Genomic DNA, 6,419 nt, shown 5'->3' with positions numbered 1-6,419 from the left:
GGGCGGGAGTGGGGCATCGGCGTGGCCGGGTCCGGACATGTCTAGCCCGGCCACGACAGGCGCGGTATGGCCTCTCAGGCCCGGCCGCGCATCATCAGCGACCAGTACAGGCGCGGCAGGCCGTACTTCTTCATCAGCCACATGTCGCGCCGCTCGCGCATCGTGTCGATGAACGGGAAGCTGGGCGTGGGCTTGCCGTCGTAGTCGAACTCGGCGAGCAGCAGCTTCCCGTACCCGGTGGTGAGGGGGCACGACGCGTAGCCGTCATACCGCGAGGGCAGCGGCCTGCCGGCCATGACGGCCAGCAGGTTGTCCACGAGCACGGGGGCCTGCTTGCGCACGGCGGCGCCGGTGCGGCTGGTGGGCAGGTCCGACGCGTCGCCGAGCGCGAACACGTTGGGGAAGTCCGGGTGCTGCAGCGTGTACTTGTCCGCCTTCACCCAGCCGGCGCACGCGCCGTCGCGCCACGCCAGCGGGCTGTGCTTGATGAAGTCCGGAGCGCTCTGCGGCGGGGTGACGTGGAGCATGTCGTAGGGAATGGTGACGCGCTCCTTCTTCCCCTCTCGCGTGGTGTCGAAGAGGGCCTCGCGCCGCTCGCCGTCCACGGCGACGAGGTTGTGCTCGAAGCGCGTGTCGATGCCGTAGCGCTTCACCACGCCTTCCAGCACGGCGGCGAAGGGCTTCACGCCGAAGATGGCCTTGGCCCCCGAGCCGAAGATGACCTTCGAGCGCTCCAGGATGCCGGTGCGGCGGAAGTGGTCGGCGGCCAGGTACATGATTTTCTGCGGCGCGCCGGCGCACTTCACGGGCGTGGATGGGTGGGTGAAGAGGGCGGTGCCACCCTGGAAGCGCTGGATGAGCTGCCACGTCTTGGGGGCGAGCCGCACGTCGTAGTTGCTGCTGACGTGCTCCGTCTTCAGGGCCTCGCGCAGGCCGGCGACCTTGTCCCAGTCGAGCTGGATGCCGGGCGCGACGACGAGGAAGTCATAGCCGACGCGCAGGCCGCCGCGGGTGCGGACCTCCTGGCGGATGGGGTCCACCTCCTCGGCGGCGTCGTGGAGCCACTTCACGCCACGCGGTATGAGGTCGGCCTCGTCGCGCACCGTCTCCTCGACGGTGGCCTCACCCGCGCCCACCAGCGTCCACAGGGGCTGGTAGTAGTGGTTCTTCGAGGGCTCCAGGATGGCGACGTCCTTCTGCCCCGCGCGGGCGAGCCGGGCCGCCACGCAGATGCCCGCCGTCCCCCCGCCGATGATGAGCACGCGGTGGCGCTCGTTCTGGGGCGCCACCCCAGGCATGGGCGTGGTCACCGGGTCCTTGCAGCCGCGCTCCTCGGTCGTGTTCATGTGGGGATTCTCCCTCGCGAAACGTGAAACACGAAAGGAGGCCCTAGCAGGGCGCGTGCCACACTCGTCCGCGAGTGCCGGCCCTCGGGGGATGGCCGACACGGTGTTACGCGGGTGTTTCAGCGCGTTTCAGCAACGCTCGGGTGCTTCGGCGCGGAAGCGGGCGGGGAACCGAGCGCCCATTCCATGGCAGCCTCACGCGGCATCAGGTCGCGAGCGCTTCGAGCCTGGACAGCCACTGGTTGAAGTGCCGGCAGGCTGCGCGGAGCTGGGAGAGACCGATTTCCTGGGCCGCCTGGGGACCATGCAGCCGCTTTCGGTATTCCGGCATCACCGCGAGGATGCGCTTCGATGGCGCTGTCTCCCGGTGCTCGTTTATCTCCTCGGGCGAGTTCACGGCATCTCGAGCGGCCTGGAGCGTGGCGACCGCTTCCGGTGTGAATAGCGAGCAGCGCGGCAGGTCGGTGAACAGCAGGGCCTCGAACTCGTGCAGCGCGAGGTAGGGGAGGAATCGCCGGTGCCCGATGTCCTCGGCAAACATCTGCTCGACGTGTTCGACGCGCTTGTAGCAATCACCAGCGGGACGGCTCGCGAGTCCTGGAAAGTCCTCGGGCAGTCCGTAGTAATCGAGCATCGTCGTCACCCGTTCGGCGCCGGTGTCTCCGAGCAGGCGGCGCAAGTCGTCTTTCACGGGCGCATAGCGGTTGATGCCACCTTTGTCGTGGCCTCCCGCCCTGTTGTACCGGGTGACGACGAGCCGTGGCATGAGCGCCAGGTTGTGCGCGAGGAGGTGCGGAGCGAGGACGGTCCGGACGAAGGTCTCTTCCGTCTGTCCCTCGACGAGGATGAGGACTCGCTTCATGGCTCAGCCCGGTCGCCCGCCAATGACGTTCTTCTCCCAGAGCTCTCCCAGGCTGTAGCTGTCGAGCCAGGACTGTGTCTCCTCGGGAGAGAGACGGCGGAAGAGCGACTCTTTTCCGCTTCGGTCGACGACGACCAGGTCCTCGGGGGCGAACTGGTTCACGAGCGTGACGGACTGCGTGGACAGGATGACCTGAGACTTCTCCGAGGCACTGCTGACGAGGTCGGCGAGGAGCTGGATGGCGTACGGGTGCAGGCCCAGCTCGGGCTCATCGATGATGATGAGCGGTGGTGGCGCGGGCTGCAGGAGCAGCGTTGCAAGGCAGATGAAGCGCAGCGTGCCATCAGAAAGGGCGTGGGCGTTGAAGTAGGCATCGGAGCCGCGCTCGGACCACTCAAGCAGGATCTTCTGCTCATTGAAGGGACTCGGCCTCAGCCGGAAGTCATCGAAGAAGGGCGCGGCGAGGCGGACAGTCGCCACGAGGCGGCGGTAGCTGTCCGGGTGCTTCTCTCTCAACAGGAACAGGAACGCGGCCAGGTTCGAGGCATCCGAGCGCAGCGCCTCGTTGTCGTTGATGTCCTGCGACTGCTTCACCTTGGCGGCAGCACTGGTGTCGTGGAAGTGGTGGACACGGACCCCTGCCAGGACTTGATGGACCTGCGTCTTGTGTTGTCCCGCCTGGCCGGGCAGCCCAGCGAGCAATCCGGTTTCGGTTTGAACGCCAAAACCATCGCTATGGAAGCCGAAACCCCCGTCGACTCCGTAGTTTTCCGCGCCATAGATGAGCGCGTCGTGGGCAGAGGGGACGAGAGTCACACGGTAAAACGTCTTGTCTGGTTGATACCGAAGACGCAACCGCAGCTCTGATGTTTGTTTGCGCCCGAAGTGCAGCAGCGTATCCGCTCCACCCGCCTGCGCGACATGGAGCTGGAGCCTCCCTTCCATCATCCGTTGCAGCAGCACGAACACGCCGATGAAGTTGCTCTTCCCCGCTCCGTTCGCGCCGATGAGCACGTTGACCGGGCGTAGGTCCAGGACCATCTGGCGGATGGACTTGAATCCCTCGATTTCAATCCGGTCGAGCATGGGCATCGTGCACCGAAGCTTACGACGTCACCGCAAGATTCCCAGTGCCGCGACAGCCCGGCCTGTCTCCAGGTGGCCGGGCCATCGCGGCGGCAGGGTGCTTCGGAGCTCTACCGGTTGAAGAGGCCGCGCAGGCGCTTCTTGGCCTCCTCCTCGGCCTTCTTCTTGGCCTCGGCCTCCAGGCGCGCCTTCTCCTCGGCGGCCTTGGCCTCCAGCTCCTTGCGCTTGGCCTCGGCCTCGGCGCGGGCCTTCTCCTCGCCGCCCTCGATGAGGCCCTGCACCTGCTTGCCGCGCTCACCGCCGATGAGGCTGCCCGCGAGGGACGAGGCCGCCAGCTTCGCAATCGTCGTCGCGGCCGGCTTCACGTCGATGCCCGTGACTTCGGGCTTCCACGCCTTGCCCGTCAGCTTCATGCCCACGGGGATGGGCTCCGGCGGCGTCACCTTGCCGAGCGTCAGCGTCTTGATGGTGGACGGCGTCAGCGTCACGCCACCCGTGAGGTCCAGTGTGCCGTCCAGGCGGATGCCGCCGCTGAAGCTCATGGCCGCCTCGGGCCGCGTCCAGGACAGGGGCCGCTCCAGCTGCGCCACGCCGTTCTTGATTTCCACGCCGAAGGGGAGGACCTCGCCCAGCGACGTCGACTCACCGGCCTTGAGCGCCTTGGACGCGAAGGGCAGTGCCTTGGCGAGCGGCTCGGACACGGACGCGACGAGGTCCTTGCCCAGCAGCGCGCCGTTCAGGATGTTGCCGTTGATGGCGCCGAGCAGCGTCTGCTGGAGCTGGTCCGGCGTGTAGCCCACGCCCTTCACGTCCACGTTGCCGTTGAACTTGCCGGTGAGCACTTCCTTCGGCGTGAACTGGGTGAGGGCCTGCGCCATCTCCACGCCCTCCACCTTCACTTTCGCGTCGAAGGGACGCTTCTCCGGAGGCGGGCCCAGGCGGATGGTCGTGCCGTCCGCCACCACCTTGCCGCCGTAGAGGCCGGAGGAGAACTTCTCCACCGTGATGAGGTCGTCGGTCATCTTCACCACGCCCGTCACGTTGGTCATGTCCATCTTCGTGTAGCGCAGCGAGTTGATGGCGAAGCGGATGTCGCCGCGGTAGCCGTTGAAGCGCGCGGGGTCCTCCGGCGGAGGCTCGGGCGGCGGGGTACCCCCGGTGCGCGCGAGGACCTCTTCCTCGCTCATCAGCAGCGCGTCCGCGTCCAGCCGCTGGCTCTTGACGTCGGCGGTGAACGTCGTCGTCTGCTTCTTGCCCTGGCCCGCCGTCGCGTAGGACGCGCTGCCCGTCACGGTGTCCTCGAGCAGGTTCGCGGTGAGCTTCGGGACATCCACCTTCATGCCGGAGCCACTCTTGCTCGGGGCGTAGGTGCCGGCGGCGTTGACCTGCATGCGCTGGCCGGGGGCCTTGTTCACGAGGAGGCCGGGCCGCATGTCGACGCCGTCCATGTTGGCGTCGGCGGTGAAGCGCAGCGCGCCGCCGCTGGCCGCCGCGCCGGTGAGGCGCGCGCTCAGCCGCATGGCACCGCCGGCGGCCTTGGAGAGCTGGTCCGGCACGCTCAGGCGCACCGGCGTCAGGTCCACGTCGACGTCGATGGCCTGCTCGTTCTGCGTGCCGCTGCCGCGCACCGCGAGGCCGATGGGGCCGGCAATCATGCCCTTGAGCTGCTTGCGCAGCGGCGGGTAGTACTCGGCGATGGCGGCCGGGTCGAGGTTCTTCCCGACGAGCTCGAAGCCCTCCACCGCGGGCGTCTCGGTGAGGAGGCCCTTCACGCGGCCCTTGCCGGTGATGCTGGCCGGGCCCAGGTCGAGGTTGAGCTTGTCGAGCGCGAGGTCACCGGTGGCGATGTCGCCCGTCACGTCGGTGTCGAGCACCACGTCCAGGGCCTTGCCGCCCTCGGAGCCGGCGAAGCGCATGCCGAGCGCCTTGATGACGCCGGCCACGCGGGTGGGGCCCTTGCCGCCGGGCACCGCGCCGCCGAGGTCCGCCTGCCAGTCCGCGTCGAGCGTGCCGGCCTGGAGGCCCACGTCGGGCGGGAGGAAGGGGCCCAGGGGGGACAGGTCGATGCGGTTGGCCTTGAGGGTGATGCGCTCGGGCGTGGGCACGAGCGTGGGAGGCAGCGGCGCGGCGTTGAGCGCCATCTTGAGGTTCTGCTGGTCGGCGAGGACGGCGGCGGCGAGGTCGACGACGAGCGGCTTGCCGGCGCGCAGGTCCTTCACCTCGATGTCGAGGTCCTTCACGGCCAGCTCGCGGGCCTGCTGTCCGCCCGAGCGGTCGATGAAGCGGATGGTGCCGTCGGTGAGGGCGGCGCGCTCGACGTGGACGCCGGAGAGGTCGGTGGGCTGCTGCTCCTCCTCGGGCTTCTCCTCTTCCTTGGGAGACTGTTCGTCCAGGCGCTTCATGAGGCGCTGGACGTTGGTGGTGCCGTCGGGGAAGCGGACGACGTTGACGGTGAGGCCGGACACCTCGGCGTTCTTCACCTGGATGTCCTTGCCGCGCGAGGACAGCAGGGGGCCGGCGGCGACGCGGACGTCGATGGAGGCCAGCTGCGCGAGGGGGACTTCCTCGCCCTCGGCGGGGCCGACGGTGACGTTCTCGACCTCGGCGCCGATGGTGGGGAAGAGCCTGGTGGAGATGTCACCAATCTCGATGGGCCGGCCGAGCTTCTGCGAATAGGTGGCCGCCTGGTCTCGGGCCGTCTTCAGCAGGATGGCGTCGAGCCGCCAGAGGACGACGGCGACGATGATGACGAGGAGCGCGAGGATGCCGCCCACGATGTAGGGCCAGCGGCGCTTCTTGGTAACGACGGTGTTGGACATCGCTTGGTACCTCCTCCAGCGAGCAGGCCACGAGCGTCGGCTCGGCGCGGGGCCCTGGGAGCCAGCGAACGCTTAGCTCAGCCTGGGTCCGCCCGCACGTCCCAGACGCGGGGGACTGCCTTGGGGCAGCAGAGAGTCATTCATCGGTCTGGACGGCGCCGGCCTGGGGAAATGCACGGCGGAGTACATTCCGAGGACGCACGGCTGCCCGGGAAGCAGGAAAAACGGGGGCGCCAGCCGGCCCTCATGGCGCCCCCTGCCACCCGACAAGGTGTGGATTTGTGCACGGTGGGGGCGGGAGGGAAG

Annotated in this window: 4 protein-coding genes; all 4 read right to left on the bottom strand. The window is 68.3% G+C overall.

The features are described 5' to 3' along the window. Positions 1 to 74: 74 nt before the first annotated feature. Positions 75 to 1,346: an NAD(P)/FAD-dependent oxidoreductase gene (locus tag HG543_RS50285; RefSeq protein WP_169352107.1), complete on the bottom strand. Its 1,272-nt coding sequence runs from the start codon at positions 1,344 to 1,346 to the stop codon at positions 75 to 77. Positions 1,347 to 1,551: 205 nt separating this feature from the next. Continuing rightward, on the bottom strand, positions 1,552 to 2,208 hold the full coding sequence (locus HG543_RS50280; RefSeq protein ID WP_169352106.1) for a DUF4276 family protein: 657 nt from the start codon (positions 2,206 to 2,208) through the stop codon (positions 1,552 to 1,554). 3 nt (positions 2,209 to 2,211) lie between these two features. After that, positions 2,212 to 3,294, bottom strand: coding sequence for an AAA family ATPase (locus HG543_RS50275; RefSeq protein WP_169352105.1), 1,083 nt, complete (start codon positions 3,292 to 3,294; stop codon positions 2,212 to 2,214). Between the two features lie 110 nt (positions 3,295 to 3,404). Then, positions 3,405 to 6,113: an AsmA family protein gene (locus tag HG543_RS50270; protein WP_169352104.1), complete on the bottom strand. Its 2,709-nt coding sequence runs from the start codon at positions 6,111 to 6,113 to the stop codon at positions 3,405 to 3,407. Positions 6,114 to 6,419: the final 306 nt, after the last annotated feature.

Origin of the sequence: Pyxidicoccus fallax, from assembly GCF_012933655.1 — a bacterium.
In the GTDB taxonomy this organism is placed as follows: domain Bacteria; phylum Myxococcota; class Myxococcia; order Myxococcales; family Myxococcaceae; genus Myxococcus; species Myxococcus fallax.
This window is presented reverse-complemented; position numbering and strand designations above follow the sequence as displayed.

Coding starts and splice junctions, on each gene's coding strand:
- HG543_RS50285 (WP_169352107.1), bottom strand. CDS start 1,346: ATGAACACGACCGAGGAGCGCGGCTGCAAGGACCCGGTGACCACGCCC.
- HG543_RS50280 (WP_169352106.1), bottom strand. CDS start 2,208: ATGAAGCGAGTCCTCATCCTCGTCGAGGGACAGACGGAAGAGACCTTC.
- HG543_RS50275 (WP_169352105.1), bottom strand. CDS start 3,294: ATGCTCGACCGGATTGAAATCGAGGGATTCAAGTCCATCCGCCAGATG.
- HG543_RS50270 (WP_169352104.1), bottom strand. CDS start 6,113: ATGTCCAACACCGTCGTTACCAAGAAGCGCCGCTGGCCCTACATCGTG.